21 protein-coding genes are annotated in these 23,483 nt (G+C 60.3%); 5 read left to right on the top strand and 16 right to left on the bottom strand.

Going from position 1 to position 23,483, the window contains the following annotated elements:
• Nucleotides 1-2: 2 nt before the first annotated feature.
• The 13 genes from lpxA to rpsB all read right to left on the bottom strand — a co-directional run bounded on the left by lpxA (nucleotide 3) and on the right by rpsB (nucleotide 12,852).
• Nucleotides 3-779, bottom strand: a complete 777-nt coding sequence (lpxA, locus tag AB4O09_RS24980) for an acyl-ACP--UDP-N-acetylglucosamine O-acyltransferase (RefSeq protein ID WP_003198252.1) — start codon at nucleotides 777-779, stop codon at nucleotides 3-5.
• Entirely contained in the window at nucleotides 776-1,216 is a 441-nt protein-coding gene (gene fabZ, locus AB4O09_RS24985) for a 3-hydroxyacyl-ACP dehydratase FabZ (protein ID WP_003184897.1), read from the bottom strand. The genes lpxA and fabZ overlap by 4 nt, the downstream gene beginning before the upstream one ends.
• 105 nt (nucleotides 1,217-1,321) lie before the next feature.
• Nucleotides 1,322-2,377 (bottom strand): UDP-3-O-(3-hydroxymyristoyl)glucosamine N-acyltransferase, encoded by a 1,056-nt coding sequence (lpxD, locus tag AB4O09_RS24990; protein WP_003198250.1) that lies wholly within the window; start codon nucleotides 2,375-2,377, stop codon nucleotides 1,322-1,324.
• A gap of 3 nt (nucleotides 2,378-2,380) precedes the next feature.
• The gene (locus AB4O09_RS24995; RefSeq protein ID WP_003184901.1) at nucleotides 2,381-2,884 is read right to left on the bottom strand and encodes an OmpH/Skp family outer membrane protein; all 504 of its coding nucleotides are present in this window, start codon (nucleotides 2,882-2,884) and stop codon (nucleotides 2,381-2,383) included.
• Nucleotides 2,885-2,929: 45 nt separating this feature from the next.
• The gene (gene bamA / locus AB4O09_RS25000; RefSeq protein ID WP_013692383.1) at nucleotides 2,930-5,305 is read right to left on the bottom strand and encodes an outer membrane protein assembly factor BamA; all 2,376 of its coding nucleotides are present in this window, start codon (nucleotides 5,303-5,305) and stop codon (nucleotides 2,930-2,932) included.
• 74 nt (nucleotides 5,306-5,379) lie between these two features.
• Nucleotides 5,380-6,732 carry an RIP metalloprotease RseP gene (gene rseP, locus AB4O09_RS25005; RefSeq protein WP_027913160.1) on the bottom strand — a complete coding sequence of 451 codons (1,353 nt, stop codon included), beginning with the start codon at nucleotides 6,730-6,732 and terminating at the stop codon, nucleotides 5,380-5,382.
• Nucleotides 6,733-6,784: 52 nt separating this feature from the next.
• Nucleotides 6,785-7,975, bottom strand: a complete 1,191-nt coding sequence (gene ispC, locus AB4O09_RS25010; RefSeq protein WP_003198244.1) for a 1-deoxy-D-xylulose-5-phosphate reductoisomerase — start codon at nucleotides 7,973-7,975, stop codon at nucleotides 6,785-6,787.
• Nucleotides 7,972-8,778 (bottom strand): phosphatidate cytidylyltransferase, encoded by an 807-nt coding sequence (locus AB4O09_RS25015; RefSeq protein ID WP_028237029.1) that lies wholly within the window; start codon nucleotides 8,776-8,778, stop codon nucleotides 7,972-7,974. The genes ispC and AB4O09_RS25015 overlap by 4 nt, the downstream gene beginning before the upstream one ends.
• Nucleotides 8,778-9,533 (bottom strand): polyprenyl diphosphate synthase, encoded by a 756-nt coding sequence (gene uppS / locus AB4O09_RS25020; RefSeq protein ID WP_003198241.1) that lies wholly within the window; start codon nucleotides 9,531-9,533, stop codon nucleotides 8,778-8,780. Before uppS ends, AB4O09_RS25015 begins: the two co-directional genes overlap by 1 nt.
• 13 nt (nucleotides 9,534-9,546) lie before the next feature.
• The gene (gene frr / locus AB4O09_RS25025) at nucleotides 9,547-10,104 is read right to left on the bottom strand and encodes a ribosome recycling factor (RefSeq protein WP_003198238.1); all 558 of its coding nucleotides are present in this window, start codon (nucleotides 10,102-10,104) and stop codon (nucleotides 9,547-9,549) included.
• Nucleotides 10,101-10,844 (bottom strand): UMP kinase, encoded by a 744-nt coding sequence (gene pyrH, locus AB4O09_RS25030; RefSeq protein WP_003198235.1) that lies wholly within the window; start codon nucleotides 10,842-10,844, stop codon nucleotides 10,101-10,103. The genes frr and pyrH overlap by 4 nt, the downstream gene beginning before the upstream one ends.
• Before the next feature lie 212 nt (nucleotides 10,845-11,056).
• Nucleotides 11,057-11,920, bottom strand: a complete 864-nt coding sequence (tsf, locus tag AB4O09_RS25035; RefSeq protein WP_003198233.1) for a translation elongation factor Ts — start codon at nucleotides 11,918-11,920, stop codon at nucleotides 11,057-11,059.
• A 194-nt stretch (nucleotides 11,921-12,114) separates the two neighbouring features.
• Entirely contained in the window at nucleotides 12,115-12,852 is a 738-nt protein-coding gene (gene rpsB / locus AB4O09_RS25040; RefSeq protein ID WP_003198231.1) for a 30S ribosomal protein S2, read from the bottom strand.
• A 432-nt stretch (nucleotides 12,853-13,284) separates the two neighbouring features.
• On the opposite strand from rpsB, the gene map reads away from it, so the two are divergent.
• The 5 genes from map to AB4O09_RS25065 all read left to right on the top strand — a co-directional run bounded on the left by map (nucleotide 13,285) and on the right by AB4O09_RS25065 (nucleotide 18,978).
• Entirely contained in the window at nucleotides 13,285-14,067 is a 783-nt protein-coding gene (gene map, locus AB4O09_RS25045) for a type I methionyl aminopeptidase (RefSeq protein ID WP_003198229.1), read from the top strand.
• Nucleotides 14,068-14,111: 44 nt separating this feature from the next.
• A complete protein-coding gene (locus AB4O09_RS25050) occupies nucleotides 14,112-16,814 on the top strand; it encodes a [protein-PII] uridylyltransferase (protein WP_003198227.1) in 2,703 nt (900 codons plus the stop codon).
• 136 nt (nucleotides 16,815-16,950) lie between these two features.
• Complete coding sequence (gene dapC, locus AB4O09_RS25055) at nucleotides 16,951-18,150, top strand: succinyldiaminopimelate transaminase (RefSeq protein WP_027913158.1); 1,200 nt, start codon at nucleotides 16,951-16,953, stop codon at nucleotides 18,148-18,150.
• Nucleotides 18,151-18,323: 173 nt separating this feature from the next.
• On the top strand, nucleotides 18,324-18,665 hold the full coding sequence (locus AB4O09_RS25060) for a type II toxin-antitoxin system RelE/ParE family toxin (RefSeq protein WP_028237030.1): 342 nt from the start codon (nucleotides 18,324-18,326) through the stop codon (nucleotides 18,663-18,665).
• A gap of 10 nt (nucleotides 18,666-18,675) precedes the next feature.
• Nucleotides 18,676-18,978: an XRE family transcriptional regulator gene (locus AB4O09_RS25065; protein WP_003198220.1), complete on the top strand. Its 303-nt coding sequence runs from the start codon at nucleotides 18,676-18,678 to the stop codon at nucleotides 18,976-18,978.
• 180 nt (nucleotides 18,979-19,158) lie between these two features.
• On the opposite strand, the gene AB4O09_RS25070 is transcribed toward AB4O09_RS25065, so the two are convergent.
• The 3 genes from AB4O09_RS25070 to AB4O09_RS25080 form a co-directional block, all read right to left on the bottom strand.
• Nucleotides 19,159-19,518 (bottom strand): DUF6124 family protein, encoded by a 360-nt coding sequence (locus AB4O09_RS25070; RefSeq protein ID WP_003198218.1) that lies wholly within the window; start codon nucleotides 19,516-19,518, stop codon nucleotides 19,159-19,161.
• 687 nt (nucleotides 19,519-20,205) lie between these two features.
• On the bottom strand, nucleotides 20,206-21,852 hold the full coding sequence (locus AB4O09_RS25075) for a Na+/H+ antiporter (protein ID WP_460107582.1): 1,647 nt from the start codon (nucleotides 21,850-21,852) through the stop codon (nucleotides 20,206-20,208).
• 183 nt (nucleotides 21,853-22,035) lie between these two features.
• Entirely contained in the window at nucleotides 22,036-23,391 is a 1,356-nt protein-coding gene (locus AB4O09_RS25080; protein WP_003198215.1) for a hypothetical protein, read from the bottom strand.
• Nucleotides 23,392-23,483: the final 92 nt, after the last annotated feature.

The following is a 23,483-nucleotide window of genomic DNA, read 5'->3' on the forward strand; positions in this document are numbered from 1 at the left end:
GGTCAGCGAGTGATGCCGCGGGTCGAAGACTGGATGGAGTCACGGAAAATCGCGACTTCCGGGTGTTGCGCCGAAGCCTCGGCCAATTCGGCGAGCGCCTGCTCGACCGTCAGGCCCTGGCGATACACGACCTTGTAGGCGCGACGCAGCGCCGTAATCGCCTCTTCGCTGAAACCACGACGGCGCATGCCTTCGAAGTTCATGCTGCGGGCTTCGGCCGGGTTGCCAAACACCGTGACATAGGCCGGGACGTCCTTGCCAATGGCAGTGCCCATGCCAGAGAAGCTGTGGGCGCCGATATGGCAATACTGGTGCACCAGGGTAAACCCGGACAGGATCGCCCAATCATCCACGTGCACATGACCGGCCAGCGCGGTGTTGTTGACCAGGATGCAATGGTTGCCAATCACGCTGTCATGGCCGATGTGCGCGTAGGCCATGATCAGGTTGTGGTCGCCCAAGGTCGTTTCGGAACGATCCTGAACGGTGCCACGGTGAATCGTCACGCCTTCGCGGATCACGTTGTGATCGCCGATGACCAGACGGGTTTCTTCACCTTTGTACTTGAGATCGGGCGTGTCCTCACCTACCGAAGAAAACTGGTAGATGCGATTGTGCCGACCAATCCGGGTCGGTCCCTTGAGAATTACGTGGGGACCGATCACCGTACCCTCGCCGATTTCCACACCTGCGCCGACAATCGACCACGGGCCGACCTCGACATCGGCGGCCAGAACGGCCGTCGGATCGATGATTGCGCGAGGGTCAATCAAACTCATAGTTTGCGTTCCGCACAGATAATTTCAGCGGAGCAGACTGGCTTGCCGTCGACCGAAGCCTGGCATTCGAATTTCCAGATCTGGCGCTTGCAACTGATGAACTTGGCTTCGAGGATCAACTGATCGCCCGGGGTGACTGGCTGGCGGAAACGCAGCTTGTCGGAACCGACGAAGTAATAGAGCGTGCCGTCGGCAGGTTTTACGTCGAGCATTTTGAAACCAAGGATCCCGGCAGCCTGAGCCATTGCCTCGATGATCAATACACCCGGCATGATTGGATGCGCAGGGAAGTGACCATTGAAGAACGGCTCGTTGATGCTGACATTCTTGTAGGCGCGAATGCGCTTGCCTTCAACGTCCAGGTCCACCACCCGATCCACCAGCAGGAACGGGTAACGGTGAGGCAGGTATTCGCGAATCTCGTTGATGTCCATCATTTCGGGGGGAAGCCTATGTAAAGATTGGAAGCGCACGAGTGACGCGCACTCCGCTAGCAAATCAAGATGCCCTAACGGCTGTGCACACTTGATATGGAAATGGTATCAGCCATCTGATGAAGCATTACCGCCAGGGGTCACGTCCCCTACACGCTTTTCCACCTGCTTGAGGCGCCGCGCGATGTCGTCGAGCTGGCGGATACGCGCCGCGCTCTTGCGCCATTCGGCTGCCGGCTGCATGGCCGTACCGGAAGAGTAGGCACCTGGCTCGGTAATCGAGTGGGTCACCATGGTCATCCCGGTCAGGAATACGTTGTCACAGATATCGATATGACCCACCAGCCCCACGCCACCGGCGAGCATGCAGTGCTTGCCGATCTTGGTGCTGCCGGAGATGCCCACGCAGGCGGCCATGGCGGTGTGGTCACCGACCTGGACGTTGTGGGCGATCTGGATCTGGTTGTCGAGCTTGACGCCATTGCCGATGACCGTGTCGGCCAGGGCACCACGGTCGATCGCGGTGTTGACGCCAATCTCCACGTCATCACCAACGGTGACGCCGCCGATCTGGGCAATTTTCTGCCAGATGCCTTTCTCGTTGGCAAACCCGAACCCTTCGCCGCCCAGTACTGCGCCAGACTGAATCACGACCCGCTTGCCGATGCGCACATCGTGATACAGGGTGACCCGTGGTGCCAGCCAACCGCCTTCGCCGATCTCGCTGCGCGCGCCAATGACACAATGGGCACCCAGCGTGACGCCGGCACCGATTCGGGCCGCGCTTTCGACGACCACGAATGGGCCGATGCTGGCCGTGGGGTCAACCACGGCATCAGCAGCGATCACGGCGCTGGGATGAATACCGGCAACCGCTTTCGGCTTGGGATCGAACAGATGGGAAATACGGGCATACGCCAAGTACGGATCGGGCACGATCAGGGCATCGCCGGCAAACCCATCGGCATCAGCAGCCTTGAGCAACAGCGCGGCTGCCCGGCTGTCGGCCAGGTACTTGCGGTATTGAGGATTTGCCAGAAAGCTCAACTGAGCTGGGCCAGCCTCTTGCAAAGTGGCTAGCCCAGTAATTGCCTTCTCCGGGTCGCCACGCAGGGTGGCGCCGAGGAACTCGGCCAATTGGCCGAGCTTGATGGTCGCGGTCATGGATTACTTCAGCTGATTCATGCGCTCGATCACTTGGCGCGTGATGTCGTATTGAGGCTTGACATCGATCACTGCGCCACGCTCGAACACCAGGTCAAAACCACCTTTCTTGATGACTTCTTCCACGGCGCTGTCGAGTTTCGGCTTGAGTTGCTTGAGCATTTCGCGGTCGGCAACAGCTTTCGCTTCGTTCAGTTCCTTGGACTGGAACTGGAAGTCACGGGCCTTTTGCTTGAATTCAAGCTCCAGACGCTCGCGCTCGCCCTGGGCCATCTTGTCGCCACCGGCCACCAGACGATCCTGAATGCCCTTGGCGCTGCTTTCCAGGCCCTTGAGCTTGGTCAGTTGCGGGCCGAATTTTTTCTCGGCATCCACGGCGTACTTCTTCGCCGCGTCGGATTCCAGCAGGGCCATCTGATAATTCAGCACGGCGATCTTCATGTCGGCAAAAGCCGGACCAGCGACCAGTACGGTCGCCAGGAGAACCAATTGAGTCAACTTACGCACGATGTACTCCTACAAAATCCATTGTCGTTGTCATGGGTCAGACGCTTAGAACGTCTGGCCGAGGGAGAATTGGAACACTTGGGTTTCAGCGTCATCCGGTTTCTTGATCGGCATCGCCAATGCGAAGCTCAAAGGACCCAGCGCGGTGACCCAGGTCACACCCACGCCGACGGAACTGGCCATGTTGCTCAGGCTGATGTCGTTGCACTTGGTGTTGGAGCTAGTACCGTTGGCGTTGGTGGTGTCACTGCACGAGGAGTCGAATACGTTACCCACGTCCCAGAATACCGAGGTACGCAGGGAGCGTTGATCCTTGACGAACGGCATCGGGAACAGGATTTCGGCACCGCCCTGGATCAGGACGTTGCCACCAAATGGCAGTGGATCCTGGTCTGGGTCGGCAATTGTGCCCGGGTTGGTGCCTTTACTTGGAGTACTGCGAGGACCAAGAGTACTGTCCTTGAAGCCACGTACCGAGTTGAAACCACCGGCGTAGTAGTTCTCGTAGAACGGCAGGCCGTCGGTCGAACCGTAACCGTCACCGTAGCCCAGCTCGGTGTGCAGGCGCATGGTGTAGTTGTCGGTCAACGGCTGGAACAGCTGGCCACGATAGTCGAGCTTGAAGAACGACAGGTCACTACCCGGCACAGTCGTTTCCAGAACCAGGCTCTGGGAATGACCACGGGTTGCCAGTACGCCCTTGTTCAGGGTCGACTCGGACCAACCGGCAGACGCCTTGAAGTTCAGGTAGCTATCGCCTTCCTTGTTAACGAAATCGAAGATCTCGTCAACGGTGTATTTACCTGTGTTGATCTTGTCCTGCTGGGCGGTGAGGCCGAAGGTCAGGCGCGAAGTCTCGCTGATCGGGTAACCCACGTTGGCGCCAACACCGAAGCTGTCCACCGCATAGCTGGAGATATCGGAATCGAGCTCGTCATAGTCGGTGGTGCGGTAGAAGGCGTTGTAGCCCAGGCTCACACCATCAGCGGTCCAGTAGGGGTCCACATAACCGAAGTTGTAGCGAGTCTGGTATTCGCTGCGGGTCAAGCCGATGCTGACCTTGTTACCGGTACCCAGGAAGTTGTTCTGGGTGATCGAGCCACCGAGGATCAGACCGGCGCTCTGGGCGAAACCGACGCTGGCGGTGATCGAGCCGGAAGCCTGCTCTTCGACGCTGTAGTTCACATCGACCTGGTCATCGACGCCCGGTACGGCCGGGGTCTCGACGTTGACTTCCTTGAAGAAGCCCAGGCGCTCCAGGCGGGTCTTGGACTGGTCGATCAGGTAGGTCGAGGCCCAGCCACCTTCCATCTGGCGCATTTCACGGCGCAGCACTTCGTCTTCGGACTTGGTGTTGCCACGGAAGTTGATGCGGTTGACGTAGGCACGCTTGCCCGGGTCCACGGCGAAGGTGATGTCGACGGTGTGGTCTTCATCGTGCGGCTGTGGCACGCCGTTGACGTTGGCGAAGGTGTAGCCCTCGTTACCCAGGCGACGGGTGATCAGCTCGGACGTGGTGGTCATCAGCTTGCGCGAGAACACCTGGCCCTTCTGCACCAGCAGCAGCGACTTGACCTGGTCTTCAGGCACTTTCAGGTCGCCGCTGAGCTTGACGTCACGAACGGTGTACTTCTCGCCTTCGTTGACGTTGACGGTGATGTAGACGTGCTTCTTGTCCGGGGTGATGGACACCTGGGTCGAGGCGATGTCCATGTTGATGTAGCCGCGGTCCAGGTAGTAGGAACGCAGGCGCTCCAGGTCACCGGAGAGTTTTTCACGGGCGTACTTGTCGTCGTTCTTGAAGAACGACAGCCAGTTGGTGGTCTTGAGCTCGAACAGGTCGATCAGGTCTTCATCAGGGAAAACCGTGTTGCCCACCACGTTGATGTGCTGGATGGCTGCCACGGTGCCTTCGTTGATGTTGACCTTCAGGCCGACGCGGTTGCGCGGCTGCGGCACCACTTCGGTGTCGACGGTGGCCGAGTAGCGGCCCTGGGCAACGTACTGGCGTTGCAGCTCGTTACGTACACCTTCGAGGGTGGCGCGCTGGAAGATCTCGCCTTCGGCCAGGCCGGATTGCTTGAGGCCTTTCATCAGGTCTTCAGTGGAGATCGCCTTGTTGCCTTCGATCTCGATACTGGCGACCGACGGGCGCTCGACAACGGTGATGACCAGGACATTGCCGTCACGGCCCAGTTGGATATCTTGAAAGAAGCCGGTCTTGAACAGCGCACGAGTGGATTCCACCAGGCGCCGATCATCCGCCTGCTCGCCGACGTTCAACGGCAAGGCACCAAAGACGCTACCCGCGGAGACCCGCTGGAGGCCATTGACGCGAATATCAGAGATAGTGAAGGACTCGGCGTGAACTTCGGCGATCATCAATACGGTGAGAACCGCAGTTAGCAGCAGACGTTTCATGAAGTCCTTTCTTATTCCAACTGGCAATAAACAAACTGCCGCAAAATGCGGCAGATTCGCAATTCAGCGAAGCGTTACAGACGACCCAGATCGTTGACGAGGGCAAGCAACATGACCCCGACCACCAAGCTGATACCGATCTGTATCCCCCAACCCTGCACCCGATCCGACAAGGGACGACCACGCGCCCACTCGATCAGATAAAACAGCAAATGCCCCCCATCCAGTACCGGGATGGGCAGCAAATTCAGAACCCCCAGGCTAATGCTCAGATAAGCAAGGAAATTCAGGAAATCAGCGACGCCCGACTGGGCAGAAGCGCCCGCCACTTTAGCAATGGTTATCGGTCCACTCAAGTTTTTTACCGAGAGCTCGCCGAACAACATTTTCTTGAGCGAGTCCAGCGTCAGGACACTCATGGTCCAGGTACGACGCGCACCTTCGCCAATCGCCGCCACAGGGCCGAAACTGACCTCGCGAATCATTTCCGGCGGCCAGTCGACAGCCTTGACGCCCGCCCCCAGGTAACCGGTCGGCGCCTTGCTCTCGCCACGGGCGGCCAGGGTCACCGGGACATCGATTGGAGCACCGTCGCGCTCGATGCGCAGCACAATCTTGCTATCAGGACGTACGCGAACCGAATCGACCACCTGCTGCCAGTCGCTGACCGGCTGGCCGTCGAGCGCCAGCAACCGATCGCCGGTCTTCAAGCCTGCGGCCTGGGCCGGGCCTTTCGGATCAAGCTCGGCGAGTATCGGCGGCATCGCCGGACGCCATGGACGGATCCCCAGGGACCGGATCGGATCCGGCTCGTCGGCGCCCTTGAGCCATTTGTCCAAGACCAGTTCACGAGGCGAATCCACCGTGGAGCCCTGCTCGCGCACCATCAGTTGCAACGAGCCACTCTCACCCAGGCGACGCACCAGCTGCAGATTGACCGCCGCCCAGCCCGAGGTCGGCTCGCCATCGATAGCGACGATTTCCTGCCCGGCACCCAGCCCGGCACGGGCGGCAACGCTACCCGACTCCACCGCACCAATGACCGGACGCACCTGCTCGCTGCCCAGCATGGCCAGGCCCCAGAAAAACACCATGGCCAGCAGGAAGTTGGCGATCGGCCCCGCGGCGACGATGGCGATACGCTGACGGACGGTCTTGCGATTGAAGGATTGATCGAGCTGGTCGGCCGGGACTTCGCCTTCGCGCTCGTCGAGCATCTTGACGTAGCCGCCCAGCGGGATGGCCGCTACGACGAACTCGGTGCCTTTCTTGTCGTGCCAGCGCAACAAGGGCATGCCAAAGCCCACGGAAAAACGCAGGACCTTGACGCCACAGCGCCGCGCGACCCAGAAATGACCGAATTCGTGAAATGTGACCAACACCCCCAAGGCAACCAGGGTGCCGACAATCATATAGAGCGCGCTCATCTGTTTTCTCCGCAATCCTGTCCAGGGCAACCCTGGCTAACGTATCGCAGCTTCAACGCCCGTGGCGCCGCAGCCATTGGCCCGCCAATTCACGAGCCCTGGCATCCGCCGTAAATACCGTATCGAGGTCATTGACCGAAACCACGGCCTCGAGATTCAAGACTTCCTCGATGATACTCGCGATCTCGAGGTAACGGACACGTCCATCGAGAAACGCTGCAACCGCCACTTCATTGGCGGCGTTAAGCATGGCCGGCGCACTGTCGCCCGCCTCGGCCGCCTGGCGCGCCAGGCGCAGGCAGGGGAAACGCTGCTCATCGGGCGCCTGGAAGTCCAGGCGAGCGATGGCGAACAGGTCCAGCGGCGCAACACCCGAATCGATGCGCTCTGGCCAGGCCAGGGCATTGGCGATCGGAGTGCGCATGTCCGGATTGCCCAACTGGGCCAGCACCGAACCGTCGACGTAGTCCACCAGGGAATGAATCACGCTCTGGGGATGAATCACCACCTCGACCTGGGACGGCTTGGCATCGAACAGCCAACAGGCCTCGATCAGCTCCAGCCCCTTGTTCATCATGCTGGCCGAATCCACGGAAATCTTGCGCCCCATGGACCAATTCGGGTGCGCACAGGCCTGCTCGGGTGAAACATGCACCAATTCTTCCAGCGGTGTCTGCCGGAACGGACCACCGGAGGCTGTCAGCAAAATCCGCCGGACACCCACCGCGCCGAGGCCACGGGAAAAATCCTGCGGCATGCACTGAAAAATCGCATTGTGCTCGCTGTCGATGGGCAGCAACACCGAACCGCTTTTGCGCACAGCCTGCATGAACAGCGCGCCGGACATCACCAGCGCTTCTTTGTTGGCCAGCAGGATCTTCTTGCCGGCTTCCACCGCCGCCAGCGTCGGACGCAAGCCCGCCGCACCGACAATTGCCGCCATCACGGCGTCGACTTCGGGGTCGGACGCCACTTGGCAGAGGCCCTCCTCCCCCACCAGCACACGGGTTTGCAAGCCAGCGGCGCGCAGATCGTCCTGCAGCGCCCGCGCCACGGCGGCCTCAGGCACCACGGCAAACCGCGGCGTGTGGCGTATGCACAAGGCCAGCAACTCACTCATGCGCGTGAAGCCACTGAGGGCGAACACCTGGTAACGCTGCGGATGCCGACCAATGACGTCAAGCGTACTCAGGCCGATCGAACCGGTCGCACCAAGGACCGTGATCTGCTGGGGGCGACTCACGACGCCGCCATCCACAACAGCACGGCAAAGATCGGGATCGCGGCGGTAAGGCTGTCGATGCGATCCAGCACGCCACCGTGACCGGGCAACAGGTTACTGCTGTCCTTGATCCCCGATTGACGCTTGAACATGCTTTCGGTCAGGTCGCCGACCACGGACACAAATACGATCAAGGCGGCGCCAATAAGGCCCATCAGCAGCTGCGCGACCGTCCAGTCCCGCACGAAGCCGACCACGGCCGTGATCACCAGGCTCAAGGCCAGGCCACCATAGACCCCTTCCCAGCTCTTGCCAGGGCTGACCTTCGGCGCCAGCTTGCGCTTGCCGAAGGCCTTGCCGGAGAAGTAGGCGCCGACGTCAGCACCCCAGACCAGCACCATCACGGCCATGATCTGCCAGTTGCCCAACGGGCCTTGCTTGATCCAGATCAGCCCCTGCCAGGCCGGCAACAGGATCAACAGGCCGATCACCAGCTTGGTCGCGGCATTGGCCCAATGCTGGGTAGTCTGCGGGTAGGTCAAGACCAGGAAGGTCGCCGTCGCCCACCACAGCACCGCAGCGCCCAGCACCCAAGGCGCGAGGCCAGGCACCACGTACATGATGAACAGCATGGCCGCCACGGCCGCCGCGTAGGCCACGCGCGCCGACTGCGCAGGAAAACCCGCCAGCCGCGCCCATTCCCACGCACCCAAGGTCACGACCAGCCCGATGAACAGCGCAAAACTGGCGCCTTCGAGCAGGAAGAAACCACCCAGGGCGATAGGCAACAGGATCAAGGCAGTGATGATTCGTTGTTTAAGCATTAAACCCGGGCTCCAGCTTCGATCTGCTCGCTCGTTTTACCGAAGCGACGCTGACGGGAAGCGAAATCGGCCAGTGCGGTGCGCATGGCTTCGTGTTTGAAGTCCGGCCAGAACAGGTCGGAGAAGTACAACTCGGCATACGCCAACTGCCAGAGCAGGAAGTTGCTGATGCGATGTTCGCCACCGGTACGGATGCACAGGTCCGGCAACGGCAGGTCGCCGGTCGCCAGGCAGGTCTGCAACAGTTCCGGCGTGATGTCTTCCGGGCGCAAGTGCCCGGCCTGGACTTCCCGCGCCAGCCGCTGGGCAGCCTGGGCAATGTCCCACTGACCACCATAGTTGGCGGCGATCTGCAGGACAAACCGATCAGGGCCTGCCGTCGCGGATTCGGCTTCGCGCATCGCAGCCTGCAATTCAGGATGGAAGCGCGAGCGATCACCGATGATCCGCAGGCTGATCTTGTTCTCGTTGAGGCGCTTGGCCTCACGACGCAGGGCCTTGAGGAACAGGTCCATCAAGGCACTGACTTCATCGGCCGGACGCTGCCAGTTCTCACTGGAGAAGGCGAACAGGGTCAGCACCTCGACCCCTGCCTCGGCGCACACCTCGATGACCGCACGAACCGCGTCGACCCCCGCCTTGTGCCCGGCAACGCCAGGCATAAAGCGTTTCTTGGCCCAGCGGTTATTGCCGTCCATGATGATCGCCACGTGGCGCGGCACCGCGAACGGCACGGCCTGCTTGGTCTTTTCCATGAAAACGAGACCCTTATACGGCCATCAGGTCTTTTTCTTTCTGCGCCAAATCCGCGTCGATCTTAGCCACGTACTTCTTGGTCAGGTCGTCGATCTCGCCAGTGGCACGACGCTCTTCGTCTTCGCTGATTTCCTTTTCCTTGACCAGGTCCTTGAGCTGGCTGTTGGCATCACGACGGATGTTGCGCACGGCAACACGGGCGTCTTCAGCCACATCACGGGCCTGCTTGGTGAAGCCCTTGCGGGTCTCCTCGGTCAGGGCCGGCATGGAGATCAGCAGCAGCTCACCCAGGTTGGTCGGGTTCAGGTTCAGACCGGCACTGCCGATGGCCTTGTCGACTGCGCCCAGCATGTTGCGCTCAAAGGCCACGACCTGCAGGGTGCGAGCGTCCTTGACGGTGATGTTGGCCACTTGCTTGATCGGGGTGTCGGAGCCGTAGTACGGAACCATCACGCCTTCAAGGATGCTCGGGTGCGCCTGGCCGGTGCGGATGCGACCGAAGTTGTGCGCCAGGGACTCCAGGGATTTCTGCATGCGCTGTTCAGCGTCTTTCTTGATTTCGTTGATCATTGTTGAACTTCCTCGATCAGTGTTCCTTCGGCGCCGCCATGGACGATATTCAGCAGGGCACCGGGCTTGTTCATGTTAAAGACGCGCAGCGGCATCTTGTGGTCGCGGCACAGGCAGATAGCCGTCAGATCCATTACACCCAGCTTGCGATCCAGCACTTCATCGTAGGTCAGATGATCGAACTTCTCGGCATGCGGGTCCTTGAACGGGTCAGCGGTATACACGCCATCGACCTTGGTTGCCTTGAGCACGACATCGGCATCGATCTCGATCGCTCGCAGGCAGGCGGCCGAATCCGTGGTGAAGAACGGATTACCGGTACCGGCGGCAAAAATCACCACTTCCTTGGAATTGAGGTGGCGCATGGCTTTGCGGCGGTCGTAGTGATCGGTCACGCCAACCATGGAAATGGCCGACATCACGATGGCCGAGATATTGGCACGCTCCAGCGCGTCACGCATAGCCAGGGCGTTCATCACAGTGGCCAGCATACCCATGTGGTCGCCCGTGACCCGATCCATGCCGGCCGCGCTCAGCGCTGCGCCGCGGAACAGGTTGCCGCCGCCGATGACCAGGCCGACCTGAACGCCGATCCCGACCAGCTGGCCGACTTCCAGGGCCATGCGATCCAGCACTTTCGGATCGATCCCGAACTCTTCCGAGCCCATCAGGGCCTCGCCGCTAAGCTTGAGTAGAATGCGTTTATAGCGAGCCTGATAACCACTGCCCTGCTGAGCCATTGCGAATCTCTCCTGCGGCGTATTTTCGAAAATTCTTTGCAAGCTGTTTTCAGCCTGCGTTCACTCTAGCTTGACGCTGACACAGCGTCATCGGAACACGGCTTTGTAAGCCAGTTCCGACAGGAAACCAATAAAAATCGGCATCCCCATCCGAAAAGAGGCTGCGCGCGTGAGCGGGCAGCCTCTTCAGGGCGACAGTTATAAAAACTGTCTTATTGCTTGCTGGCAGCCAGCTGAGCAGCAACTTCTTCAGCGAAGTTGTCTACTGGCTTCTCGATGCCTTCGCCCACTTTGAAGTAGGTGAAGGAAACGATTTCAGCGCCGCCTTTCTTGGCCAGTTCACCGACCTTGATTTCAGGGTTCTTGACGAACGCCTGCTCAACCAGGCTGGCTTCAGCCAGGAACTTGGTGATACGACCGGCAACCATTTTTTCAACGATTTCGGCTGGTTTGCCTTTGATCTTGTCTTCGTTGAGCTGCATGAACACGGCTTTCTCGCGCTCAATGGCATCAGCGGAAACTTCCGACGGCAGCAGGAACTCAGGGTTGCTGGCAGCGACGTGCATCGCGATGTCCTTGGCCAGCTCGATGCTGCCGCCTTTGAGGGCTACAACGACGCCGATCTTGTTGCCGTGCAGGTAGGAACCGACAACATCACCTTCGACGCGAACCAGACGACGGATGTTGACGTTTTCGCCTACTTTGGCAACCAGGGCTTCACGAGCCGATTCCTGAGCGGCGATCAGCGGAGCTGCGTCGGTCAGTTTGTCGGCGAATGCTTTTTCTACGCTGGCAGCAACGAATGCCTTGAAGTCGTCTTGCAGAGCCAGGAAGTCAGTCTGCGAGTTGACTTCGATGATAACGGCAGCCTTACCGTCATCCTTGATGCCGATCGCGCCTTCAGCGGCAACGTTGCCCGCTTTCTTGGCAGCCTTGATGGCGCCCGAAGCACGCATGTCATCAATGGCTTTTTCGATGTCGCCGCCAGCCTTGGTCAAGGCTTTCTTGCAGTCCATCATGCCTTCGCCGGTACGCTCGCGCAGTTCTTTGACCAACGCTGCAGTAATCTCTGCCATTTCAAAATCCTCTTGGATAGGTTTTCAACCATTCCACCCGATCGAACGGGCGATCAATTCTTCCTGGAAAACCACTGCTTATAGGCCGCGGCAGGTTACAAACAGGTCACTGCGCTGGCGGCAAATGGTTTTCGAGGTGGCAAAAAGGGGGCCAAGCCCCCTTTTTGCTTACTGAGTCAACGCCAGGGCGTCAATTACTCAGCGGCTGCTGCCGGAGCTTCTTCAGCGAAGACTTCGGTGCCGCCATTCACGTTGTTGCGACCACGGATAACAGCGTCAGCCATCGAACCCATGTACAGCTGGATGGCGCGGATGGCGTCATCGTTGCCTGGGATGATGTAGTCAACGCCTTCCGGGCTGCTGTTGGTATCGACAACGCCGATGACCGGGATACCCAGCTTGTTGGCTTCGGTGATCGCGATGCGCTCGTGATCAACGTCGATCACGAACAGTGCGTCAGGCAGACCGCCCATGTCCTTGATACCGCCCAGGGAGCGGTCCAGCTTCTCAAGATCGCGAGTGCGCATCAGCGCTTCTTTCTTGGTCAGCTTGGCGAAAGTACCGTCTTCGGACTGGACTTCAAGGTCACGCAGACGCTTGATGGAAGCGCGAATGGTCTTGAAGTTGGTCAGCATGCCGCCCAACCAGCGGTGATCGACGTACGGCGAACCGCAACGTGCTGCTTCTTCAGCAACGATCTTGCCAGCGGAACGCTTGGTACCGACGAACAGAATCTTGTTTTTGCCCTGGGCCAGGCGCTCTACGAAGGTCAGCGCTTCGTTGAACATCGGCAGGGTTTTTTCAAGGTTGATGATGTGGATCTTGTTACGCGCGCCGAAAATGTACTTGCCCATTTTCGGGTTCCAGTAACGGGTCTGGTGACCGAAGTGCACACCGGCCTTCAGCATATCGCGCATGTTGACTTGGGACATGATAGTTCCTTGATAAGTCGGGTTTGGCCTCCACGTATCCCAATGACCAACCAGCGGCTATAAAAGCCAAAGGCACCCAGGTCATCGTGTCGACACGTGTGTGGATTTAAGCTTACGGGGTCATCCCCGGAAAGCGGCGCATTTTATACCACAGCAAGGGCGAAAACGGAACACGGATTCTGAAATCCTCTGCGGTGAGTGGAATGTGGGAGCAAGGCTTGCCCGCGATGAAGGCTACGCGGTCCTTCAGAAATCGAGTCGCCTGCTTCGCGAGCAAGCTTTGCTCCCACTCGCCCCCCTTGCCACAGAGTTCGGGCTGGGGAGTTCTTTGCGCTGATCGTCTGTTAGAATCGCCTCTTTCAGGGCCACGTGAACCATCATCCGCCGCCCATTTCGTTTTGAACAGCGCCGTCAGGCGCAGAGAGAGCCTGTATGACCGTTACCCTCAAGACTCCCGAGGACATCGCCAAAATGCGTGTCGCCGGCAAACTCGCCGCCGATGTGCTGGAGATGATCGCCGACTACGTCAAGCCTGGCGTGACCACCGAAGAGCTGGACCGCATCTGCCATGACTACATCGTCAACGAGCAGAAAGCCATCCCGGCCCCGCTCAACTACAAAGGCTTCCCGAAGTCGATCTGCACCTCGATCAACCACGTGGTCTGCCACGGCATCCCCAACGAAAAACCGTTGAAGGATGGCGACACCCTGAACATCGACGTCACCGTCATCAAGGACGGCTTTCACGGCGACACCAGCCGCATGTTCCATGTCGGCAACGTGCCGGAGTGGGCCCAGCGCCTGTCCAAGGTCACCCAGGAATGCATGTACATGGCCATCGAACTGGTGAAACCGGGCTGCCGCCTGGGGGACATCGGCGAAGTGATCCAGAAGCACGCGCAGAAAAACGGCTTCTCGGTGGTTCGCGAGTTCTGCGGCCATGGCATCGGCAAGGTGTTCCACGAAGAACCGCAGATCCTGCACTACGGCCGTGCCGGCACGGGCATGGAACTGCAGGCGGGCATGACCTTCACCATCGAGCCGATGATCAACCAGGGGCGCGCCGACACCAAGGTGCTGGGCGACGGCTGGACTGCCATCACCAAGGATCGCAAGCTGTCGGCCCAGTGGGAACACACCTTGCTGGTCACCGAGACCGGATACGAGATCTTCACCCTGCGCAGCGATGACACCATCCCTCGCGTTTCCGCCTGATCCGAACCCAGCCTATAGATATAGATAGAAAGGAAAGTCATTCAATGCCGCAGGTGGATCCCGAACTCTTCGACCGCGGCCAGTTCCAGGCTGAACTGGCCCTGAAGGCAAGCCCCATCTCGGCGTTCAAGAAGGCGATCCGCCAGGCCCACGAAGTGCTCGACCAGCGCTTTCGCAGTGGCCGGGACATTCGGCGGCTGATCGAGGACCGCGCCTGGTTCGTCGATAACATCCTGCAAAAGGCCTGGGAGCAGTTCAACTGGAGCGAGGATGCCGACATCGCGCTGGTCGCGGTCGGCGGCTACGGGCGCGGCGAACTGCACCCCTACTCCGACATCGATCTGCTGATCCTGCTCGACAGCGCCGATCATGAAGTTTTCCGTGACTCCATCGAACGGTTCCTGACGCTGCTGTGGGACATCGGCCTGGAAGTCGGCCAGAGCGTGCGTTCGGTGCAGGAATGCGCCGACGAGGCCCGCGCCGACCTGACGGTGATCACCAACCTGATGGAAAGCCGCACCATTGCCGGCCCCGAGCACCTGCGCCAGCGCATGCTCGATGTCACCAGCACGGCGCACATGTGGCCCAGCAAGGACTTTTTCCTGGCCAAGCGCGCCGAGCAGAAGGCCCGCCACCACAAGTACAACGACACCGAATACAACCTGGAGCCCAACGTCAAGGGCTCGCCCGGCGGGCTGCGGGACATCCAGACGATCCTGTGGGTCGCCCGTCGCCAGTACGGCACGCTGAACCTGCGCGCCCTGGCCGGTGAAGGTTTCCTGGTGGAAAGCGAAAACGCCTTGCTGGCCTCGTCCCAGGAATTTCTGTGGAAGGTCCGCTACGCCCTGCACATGCTGGCCGGGCGCTCCGAGGACCGCCTGCTGTTCGACCATCAGCGCTCCATCGCCAGCCTGTTGGGTTTCGAAGGGCAGGATGCCAAGCAAACCATCGAAAACTTCATGCAGCAGTACTACCGCGTGGTGATGAGCATTGCCCAGCTCAGCGAATTGATCATCCAGCACTTCGAGGAAGTCATCCTCGCCCCCGAAGACGAAGAACCGCCGCAGCCGATCAACTCTCGTTTCCAACTGCACGACGGCTACATCGAGGCGCGCAACGCCAATGTATTCCGCCGCACGCCGTTCGCCATGCTGGAAATCTTCGTGCTCATGGCCCAGCAGCCGGAAATCAAGGGTGTACGCGCCGACACCATTCGCCTGCTGCGGGAAAACCGTCACCTGATCGATGAAGACTTCCGCCACGACATCCGCAACACCAGCCTGTTCATCGAGTTGTTCAAGTGCAAGATCGGCGTGCACCGCAACCTGCGACGCATGAACCGCTACGGGATCCTCGGGCGTTATCTGCCGGAGTTCGGCTTCATCGTCGGGCAGATGCAACATGACCTGTTCCACATCTACACGGTCGATGCCCACACCCTGAACCTGATCAAGCACCTGCGTAAGCTGCAGTACACCCAGGTGTCGGAGAAATTCCCGCTGGCCAGCAAGCTCATGGCCAAGTTGCCCAAGCCCGAACTGATCTACATGGCAGGGCTGTACCACGACATCGGCAAGGGCCGCCAAGGCGATCATTCCGAGATTGGTGCGGTGGATGCCGAGGCGTTCTGCCAGCGCCATCAACTGCCCCTGTGGGACAGCCGGCTGATCGTCTGGCTGGTGCAGAACCACCTGATGATGTCCACCACCGCCCAGCGCAAGGACTTGTCCGACCCGCAGGTGATCCACGACTTCGCCCAGAACGTCGGCGATGAAACACGTCTGGATTACCTCTACGTGCTGACCGTGGCCGACATCAACGCCACCAATCCGACCCTGTGGAATTCCTGGCGCGCCAGCCTGTTGCGCCAGCTCTACACCGAGACCAAGCGCGCCTTGCGCCGCGGCCTGGAAAACCCGGTGGATCGCGAAGAGCAGATCCGTCGCACCCAAAGCGCAGCCCTGGACATCCTGGTGCGCGGCGGCACCGATCCGGACGACGTCGAGCAGCTCTGGTCGCAACTGGGCGATGACTATTTCCTGCGCCATACCGCCGGCGACGTGGCCTGGCACAGCGACGCGATCCTCCAGCAACCGGCCGATGGCGGGCCGCTGGTGCTGATCAAGGAAACCACCCAGCGCGAGTTCGAAGGTGGCACGCAGATCTTCATCTACGCCCCGGACCAGCACGACTTCTTCGCCGTGACCGTGGCGGCGATGGACCAGCTCAACCTCAACATTCACGACGCCCGGGTCATTACCTCTAGCAGCCAGTTCACCCTCGACACCTACATCGTGCTCGACACCGACGGCGACTCGATTGGCGATAACCCGGCGCGGGTCAAGCAGATCCGCGACGGCCTGACCGAAGCCCTGCGCAACCCGGCGGACTACCCGACCATCATCCAGCGCCGGGTGCCGCGCCAGCTCAAGCACTTCGCCTTCGCGCCGCAGGTAACGATCCACAACGACGCCCAGCGCCAGGTCACCGTGCTGGAGCTCAGCGCTCCGGACCGCCCGGGCCTGCTGGCGCGGATCGGCCATATTTTCCTGGAGTTCGACCTGTCGCTGCAAAACGCCAAGATCGCCACCCTCGGCGAACGGGTGGAAGACGTCTTCTTCATCACCGACGCACATAACCAGCCGCTGTCCGATCCGCAGCTGTGCAGCCGCTTGCAGGAAGCGATCGTGCAGCATTTGAGCGTCAACCAGGAACCCGATGCTCACATGACACGTATCAGCATCTGAACGAACAATCTCCCTCTGTGGGAGCGAGCTTGCTCGCGATAGCGACGGAGCATCCAGCATTGATGCTGCCTGACTCACCGCCATCGCGAGCAAGCTCGCTCCCACAAGGACCGCGCCCACATTGACGAGGCCCTTGATGAACAACGCTCTGAACCAGCTCCAGCCCTACCCGTTCGAAAAGCTCCGCGCCTTGCTTGGCAGCGTCACGCCCAACCCGGACAAACGCCCGATCGCCCTGTCCATCGGCGAACCCAAGCATCGCTCGCCCAGCTTCGTGGCTGAGGCCCTGGCCAGCAATCTGGAAAAGATGGCGGTCTACCCGACCACCCTCGGCATCCCCGAGTTGCGTGAGGCCATCACCGGTTGGTGCGAGCGCCGCTTCAACGTGCCAAACGGCTGGCTGGACCCGGCGCGCCATGTGCTGCCGGTCAATGGCACCCGTGAAGCCCTGTTCGCTTTCACCCAGACCGTAGTCAACCGTGGCGACGACGCCCTGGTGGTCAGCCCGAACCCGTTCTATCAGATCTACGAAGGCGCGGCGTTCCTGGCCGGGGCCAAGCCGCATTACCTGCCGTGCCTGGACGCGAACGGCTTCAATCCGGATTTCGATGCGGTATCGCCGGACATCTGGAAACGCTGCCAGATCCTGTTCCTGTGCTCCCCTGGCAACCCGACCGGCGCGCTGATCCCGGTGGATGTACTGAAGAAACTCATCGCCCTGGCTGACGAATATGACTTCGTCATCGCCGCGGACGAGTGCTACAGCGAACTGTACTTCGACGAACAAACCCCGCCGCCGGGGCTGCTCAGCGCCTGCGTCGAACTCGGTCGCAAGGATTTCAAGCGCTGCGTGGTGTTCCACAGCCTGTCCAAACGCTCCAACCTGCCGGGCCTGCGTTCCGGTTTCGTCGCTGGCGACGCGGACATCCTCAAGGGTTTCCTGCTGTACCGCACCTACCACGGCTGCGCGATGCCGGTTCAGACCCAACTGGCGAGCATTGCCGCGTGGAACGACGAAGTGCACGTACGCGCCAACCGCGCGCTGTACCGGGAGAAATTCGACGCGGTGCTGGAGATCCTCAGCCCGGTGCTGGACGTGCAACGCCCCGATGGCAGCTTCTACCTGTGGCCGAACGTGGCGGGCGACGATGCGACGTTCTGCCGGGACCTGTTCGAACAGGAACACGTGACGGTCGTACCGGGCTCCTACCTGTCCCGCGATGTGGATGGCGTCAACCCAGGCGCCGGACGCGTGCGCATGGCCTTGGTTGCGCCATTGGCTGAATGCGTGGAAGCGGCCGAGCGGATTCGCGCGTTCATCCAACGTCGGGGTTAATCACCCCATCGATCGTTCCCACGCTCTGCGTCACCTCCCCGAAGCGGAACGCGGAGCGTCCCTGGCGGCATTCCCACGCGGAGCGTGGGAACGATCCATAACACCGCCTCCCCTGTACAAATCTTTAGTAACGCCCAGGTTGCGCAATGCACCTATTTCGGTACACTCCACTCATGGTTGATATCGCCCCCATACTGAACGTACGTTTCTTCCGCACAGACGCCGGGAATGAGCCTGTTCGCGAATGGCTGACTGACCTGCCTCGCGAGCATAGACGGATGATCGGAACTGACATCAAGACCGTTCAGATTGGTTGGCCTATAGGTATGCCGGTGGTTCGCAAGCTGGACACTGGGCTATGGGAGGTCAGAATTGACCTTGGAGATACCATCGCCCGCGTTCTCTTCACTGTGGTGGGCTCTGACATGGTTCTACTCCACGCTTTCATAAAGAAAAGTCAAAAAACGCCAACCACCGACATGGCAACCGCCAAGCAGCGCAAAGCAAGACTATGAGGCACAGCAAATGAACAAGCACATCGGATCTGATTTTGACGACTTCCTCGCCGAGCAAGGTATCGCCGAAGAAGTTTCCGCAGCTGCGCTCAAACGCGTTATTGCCTGGCAGATTGCCGAAGCAATGAGGCTTCAGAAAGTGACCAAAAAAGCCTTGGCACAGCGGATGCACACCAGTCGCACTGCTGTTGATCGTGCGCTGGATCAGAACGATGCGGGAATGACGCTGGCAACACTTGCCAGCGCAGCGCGTGCGTTGGGTCAGAGGGTGGAAGTACGGTTGGTGCCCGAGCAGGAAGAGGCCCACGCCTAAGCGCTGCTGTGGCGAGGGGATTTATCCCCGCTGGGCTGCGTAGCGGCCCCTGAAGCAGTCAACTCAATCTGCCTGACGTATTCCGTTTGAACCTTCCCACGCTCTGCGTGGGAAGGTTCAAACACCACAAATCCCCTGTGGGAGCAAAGCTTGCTCGCGATGAGGTCGGCACTTATTACATCAAGTCCGAAGCTCTACCCGGTCCAGGCACTTGTTCGCCAACAACATCCCCAACTCAATCATCTGGGCCACCCCCAATGCTACATGTCGTCGCGAGCCGTCCTGATCGAAGGCAAGGTCGTTGAGCATTGCATTGGCCGAAGCCAGGGTTTCACTGAGGTTGGCCAGCAACACTTCGGTGTCGATACCTTCAGCCACAGTGAATAACTGTACCGAGGGCTTGGGTTCTGACTTGCTGTCGTCAGGTTTGAGGTATTGATCCAGCACACGGTCAGCGGCCTCTTGCAGCTTTTCGGGTGCGTAATCGCCGTAAGGGAAAGTGGAGGCCGGCTTTGGAGGATTGGGAGTTTCTTTGATCATGTTTATAGCTCCTAGAGAAGTGGGAGCCGCCACCGAGTCTTCTCACGGACCGGAGGGTGGCAGCCGTACGCGGGGTGAGAATCCGAGCCTCTAGGAGCCCGGCCATGCCGAAGCATGCCCGCGCACAGCCGCCATAACATAATGCGCAGACGAAAAGCGCCTGCACTTTATATGGTCGACGCCTGCGCGCCTAGAGGAGTTCGGATTCTCACGTCCGGTCGCTGAATTGGCAGCGACACCCAGAGGCTAGAGCTCTCGCTTCCGACGGACAACCTTAAAAACTTGTCGGAAACTTCGGCGCGTCTGACAGACCACGATCACTTGCTCAGACAAGAAAAGAAATAAAACGCACCTCCATAAAGCAAGCCATTGATTTCACTGGTTAAGCACCTCAACAGATCTCACACAGCCCTGTTTCAAGAATCAAGCTGGCTTGAATTCGTTATTACCGGCAGCCATGATCGCCCCGTCACCAGTGAACGCTGGCAGGAGTCTGGGTCCCTCTTCGGGTTGACCCAGCCACGCAGACGGGGCCAAGCAAGCTCAGTTGCGTGTCGATTGAAGCCGCCTTCGGGCGGCTTTGCTTTTTATGAGAACAAGGCACGCCGGGCTTTGTTGCGCCTGAAATGCCGAAGCTCCGCAAAGTGGTGGGATCTCCCCTCGCCACAAAGGGCCGGCGCATCATTGCTACTTACCCAACCCCAAATTCGCTTCAGCCAAATCCAACTCCCCCAGCACCTCACGCAACACATCATCCCCAATCTGATGATGACGACTGAGGCGATACAACTCCAACCGCTGCGCCCGGTAAGCCTTCAAGCGCAGCCGGCGTTCCAGCAGGTCCATTTCGAACGCCAGCGCCTGGGCTTCGGCGGAGTCGTTGAACACCTCCAACTGATGGCGATACTCAGACATCAGCCGCGCCTTGACCTCGGTCGCCAGCGCCGCCTGGGCCGCATCCGGCGTACTGGTCGCTTCGGCCGGCTCCTCCACTTCCAGTGCATGAATCGCCGCTTCAGCGGTTTTGCGCCAGGCCTCGCGAACTTCGTTGCGACGCTTGTCATCGGGGCTCTTCTCGATGCCACGCAGCAGCAGTGGCAAGGCAATGCAGGCCGCAATCAGCGACAGCAGAATCACCCCGGCGGCAATGAAGATCAGCAAGTCGCGCTCCGGGAATTCAACACCAGCGCTTAACAACAACGGTACCGACAACACCCCCGCCAACGTCACCGCCCCGCGCACACCGCCGAAGGTCAGCAACCAGCAGGAACGCGCCGTCGGCACCAGGGTCAACTCGCCCTTGCCGCGCCAGCGGCGCAACAGCCCGGATACGCGCCAGATGCTTTGTACCCAGACAAACCGCAGCACCAACAACACCAGGAAAATCGCCACCACGTCCAGGCAGCGATAGAACAACGCTGGCCACAACGTCGGCTCATGGCTGGTCACCGCCTTGACGATGTCCGGCAGTTGCAAGCCCAGCAGCAGGAAGATCAAGCCATTGAAGGCAAATTCCAACAGCGACCAGACACTGCGATTGAGCAGACGCGTGCCGGTCTGGCGTGGCAGCAGGTCGAGCCAGCTCTGCATCATCCCCGCCGCCACCGCCGAGAGAATCCCCGAGGCGCCCAAGCGTTCAGCCAGCACATAGGCCGCGAACGGCAGTAACAACATGAATACTACGTTGGTGGCCGGATCGTCCCAGCCCCGGGCAATCATCCAGGCCCGCAAGCGGCCCACTAGCCAACTCAAAGCCACGCCTACCAGCAATCCACCGATCGCCACCAGGACAAAGGTCAGGCTCGCGCCCGCCAGGGAAAACACGCCGGTGATCGCCGCCGCCAGGGCGAACTTGAAGGTCACCAGGCCCGACGCATCGTTCATCAAGGCTTCGCCCTGGAGCATGTGCATCAACGGCGCGGGCAAGCGGTCCCGGGCAATCGCCGAGACCGCCACGGCGTCGGTGGGTGACAGGACTGCAGCCAGGGCGAAGGCCACCGGCAACGGGATACCGGGCAGCAGCCAATGAATGAAATACCCCGCCCCAACTACCGTAAACAGCACCAACCCCACCGCCAGCGTCAGGATCGGCCCGCGCAGGCGCCAGAGTTCACGCTTGGGCATGCGCCAACCATCGGAGAACAGCAGCGGCGGCAGGAACAGAAACAGGAACAACTCGGGATCAAGCGCCACATGCAGCCCCAGCGAGGGCCAGGCCAGCACGGCGCCAGCACCAATCTGCACCAGGGGCAACGGCAGCGGGATCAACCGTCCGATCAGGCGCGACACGCCCACCAGCATCAACAGGATCAGGACGGTATAGGCGCTTTGCATAACGGACTTCCAATGACAGCCATACACATCTGCGGCAACAGCTGGCCGGTGAAGTGCCATATTAACTGCCACGGTGAACCGCTGCCTTTGCACATTGGTCGCACCTCAGCGGCGTCAATGCGCAGGCGTCCCTTGGCCGCTCCCAACCTCCACGCGGCAGGAGCGACCGACGACTATCCGACGCTAAACAGCTCGCTCGGCGGCATTGAGGGTCGAGCGGCCCGAGACAACATCGACGCCGTCACCCTCATTGTCGCTGTCTTCCCCGATCTGTTCGGCCGTCGACATTTCGACCAAGGGCAACATTCCCTGCAGCTCATCCGGATGAGCGGGACCGGCGGATAGCCTGTCCAACGCGGCGGAGGCCTTGTCCGCCAACGGCTGGGTCATCACTCCCGTTGTCACCCAGGCGGCGAGCACCGGGGCCATCGTGGCCGTAACCGTCGCCTTCCCCGCCGCCGCAACACCCGCAGGCGAAATCCCGGCGCTCCTGGCTGCGTTGACAGCGGCGGTCTGGGCCATGCCGATCGCAGTAATACCGCCGGCCAACGCTCCGAGACCACTGACCAGGCCTGTCGGCGTAACCAAGGCTTGCAGCGATTTGCTGCCATCGCGCATCGCGTCCAGCGGCAGACTGCCGACCCGCTTCGCAATGCCCATCGCAGCACTCCCTACGCCATAATTCTTGAGGTCCTTGTAACGCTGGTGCCAGTCTTGACGCCCCAACAGGTATTCCGGGCCAATCCGGTGTTTGGATTTATCGATGGAATGTTGCAGGTCATAGGCGGCCATGCCTGAAAGCGGAGAGCCGATGGCAGCTATCACAGAGTCCACCTTGCTGCCCGTTTGCGCATCGACGGTCTTCGTCACGACGGGTTGGATGACCGTACGCAACACGTTTCGCGCGGAGAAGGTCTGGAAAGTCAGGCTGCCTTCGATAGCCTGGGTCGTCAGGCTCGGCTTCACCGCCTGGGCGGCTTCCTGCATGACCGGCTCCAGATCGGCATTTTCGGCCACCAGCCACTGGGTGTCGCTGGTGGCACGCTTGATCAGGCCGTTGCCGACCGTGTCGCTGGCGCTGCTGACCAGGCCGGCAATCGCCGACAGTGCCAACGGCGCGGTAATCGAGCCATTACCGGTCACCGCCGGGACGAAGTCCAGCGCGATGGACGCCGCGCCGAAGGGAACCGAACGAAGGAATCCAACAGTGTCATGGGCCGCACGATCCAGCCGCGAGCCTTTGGTCAGCACGGCATCGACGCTTTCCGCGGTTTCCCCGTCATTGGCCAAGGTACGCGAACGATCGTCGATCAGTGCTTCGAAGGTCTCGCGATTGGCACCGTTCATATGCGGCTCGAATACCCGGGTGAGCTGGGCCTTGATTGCACCAGTCCGATTTGCCAGGTCCTGTTCAGCCGTGACGGGGCCGATCGGGACAGATGCAGCGGTCCCGGTGGCCGATGTCGTTGAATGGGGCGGGAGGGTTTCTTCAGTCTGATTGGTCAGTGGATGGGGCGGTGTCAGGGAGATGGAATCCATGGGCGGGTCTCTTGTGCGCAAAAGTGCTGGGTTTACCTGCGCTGTGTGGCCACCTCTTTCCTATCGGTTCCGCCTCGTCCGATCCGTCGCGA

The sequence above is a fragment of the Pseudomonas sp. H1_F01 genome (genome assembly GCF_054681425.1).

What these genes read in the sequence shown, in the direction of transcription:
- lpxA (WP_003198252.1), bottom strand. Translation starts at nt 779, where the DNA reads ATGAGTTTGATTGACCCTCGCGCAATCATCGATCCGACGGCCGTTCTG.
- fabZ (WP_003184897.1), bottom strand. Translation starts at nt 1,216, where the DNA reads ATGATGGACATCAACGAGATTCGCGAATACCTGCCTCACCGTTACCCG.
- lpxD (WP_003198250.1), bottom strand. Translation starts at nt 2,377, where the DNA reads ATGACCGCGACCATCAAGCTCGGCCAATTGGCCGAGTTCCTCGGCGCC.
- bamA (WP_013692383.1), bottom strand. Translation starts at nt 5,305, where the DNA reads ATGAAACGTCTGCTGCTAACTGCGGTTCTCACCGTATTGATGATCGCC.
- rseP (WP_027913160.1), bottom strand. Translation starts at nt 6,732, where the DNA reads ATGAGCGCGCTCTATATGATTGTCGGCACCCTGGTTGCCTTGGGGGTG.
- AB4O09_RS25015 (WP_028237029.1), bottom strand. Translation starts at nt 8,778, where the DNA reads ATGCTTAAACAACGAATCATCACTGCCTTGATCCTGTTGCCTATCGCC.
- uppS (WP_003198241.1), bottom strand. Translation starts at nt 9,533, where the DNA reads ATGGAAAAGACCAAGCAGGCCGTGCCGTTCGCGGTGCCGCGCCACGTG.
- frr (WP_003198238.1), bottom strand. Translation starts at nt 10,104, where the DNA reads ATGATCAACGAAATCAAGAAAGACGCTGAACAGCGCATGCAGAAATCC.
- pyrH (WP_003198235.1), bottom strand. Translation starts at nt 10,844, where the DNA reads ATGGCTCAGCAGGGCAGTGGTTATCAGGCTCGCTATAAACGCATTCTA.
- tsf (WP_003198233.1), bottom strand. Translation starts at nt 11,920, where the DNA reads ATGGCAGAGATTACTGCAGCGTTGGTCAAAGAACTGCGCGAGCGTACC.
- rpsB (WP_003198231.1), bottom strand. Translation starts at nt 12,852, where the DNA reads ATGTCCCAAGTCAACATGCGCGATATGCTGAAGGCCGGTGTGCACTTC.
- map (WP_003198229.1), top strand. Translation starts at nt 13,285, where the DNA reads ATGACCGTTACCCTCAAGACTCCCGAGGACATCGCCAAAATGCGTGTC.
- AB4O09_RS25050 (WP_003198227.1), top strand. Translation starts at nt 14,112, where the DNA reads ATGCCGCAGGTGGATCCCGAACTCTTCGACCGCGGCCAGTTCCAGGCT.
- dapC (WP_027913158.1), top strand. Translation starts at nt 16,951, where the DNA reads ATGAACAACGCTCTGAACCAGCTCCAGCCCTACCCGTTCGAAAAGCTC.
- AB4O09_RS25060 (WP_028237030.1), top strand. Translation starts at nt 18,324, where the DNA reads ATGGTTGATATCGCCCCCATACTGAACGTACGTTTCTTCCGCACAGAC.
- AB4O09_RS25065 (WP_003198220.1), top strand. Translation starts at nt 18,676, where the DNA reads ATGAACAAGCACATCGGATCTGATTTTGACGACTTCCTCGCCGAGCAA.
- AB4O09_RS25070 (WP_003198218.1), bottom strand. Translation starts at nt 19,518, where the DNA reads ATGATCAAAGAAACTCCCAATCCTCCAAAGCCGGCCTCCACTTTCCCT.
- AB4O09_RS25075 (WP_460107582.1), bottom strand. Translation starts at nt 21,852, where the DNA reads ATGCAAAGCGCCTATACCGTCCTGATCCTGTTGATGCTGGTGGGCGTG.
- AB4O09_RS25080 (WP_003198215.1), bottom strand. Translation starts at nt 23,391, where the DNA reads ATGGATTCCATCTCCCTGACACCGCCCCATCCACTGACCAATCAGACT.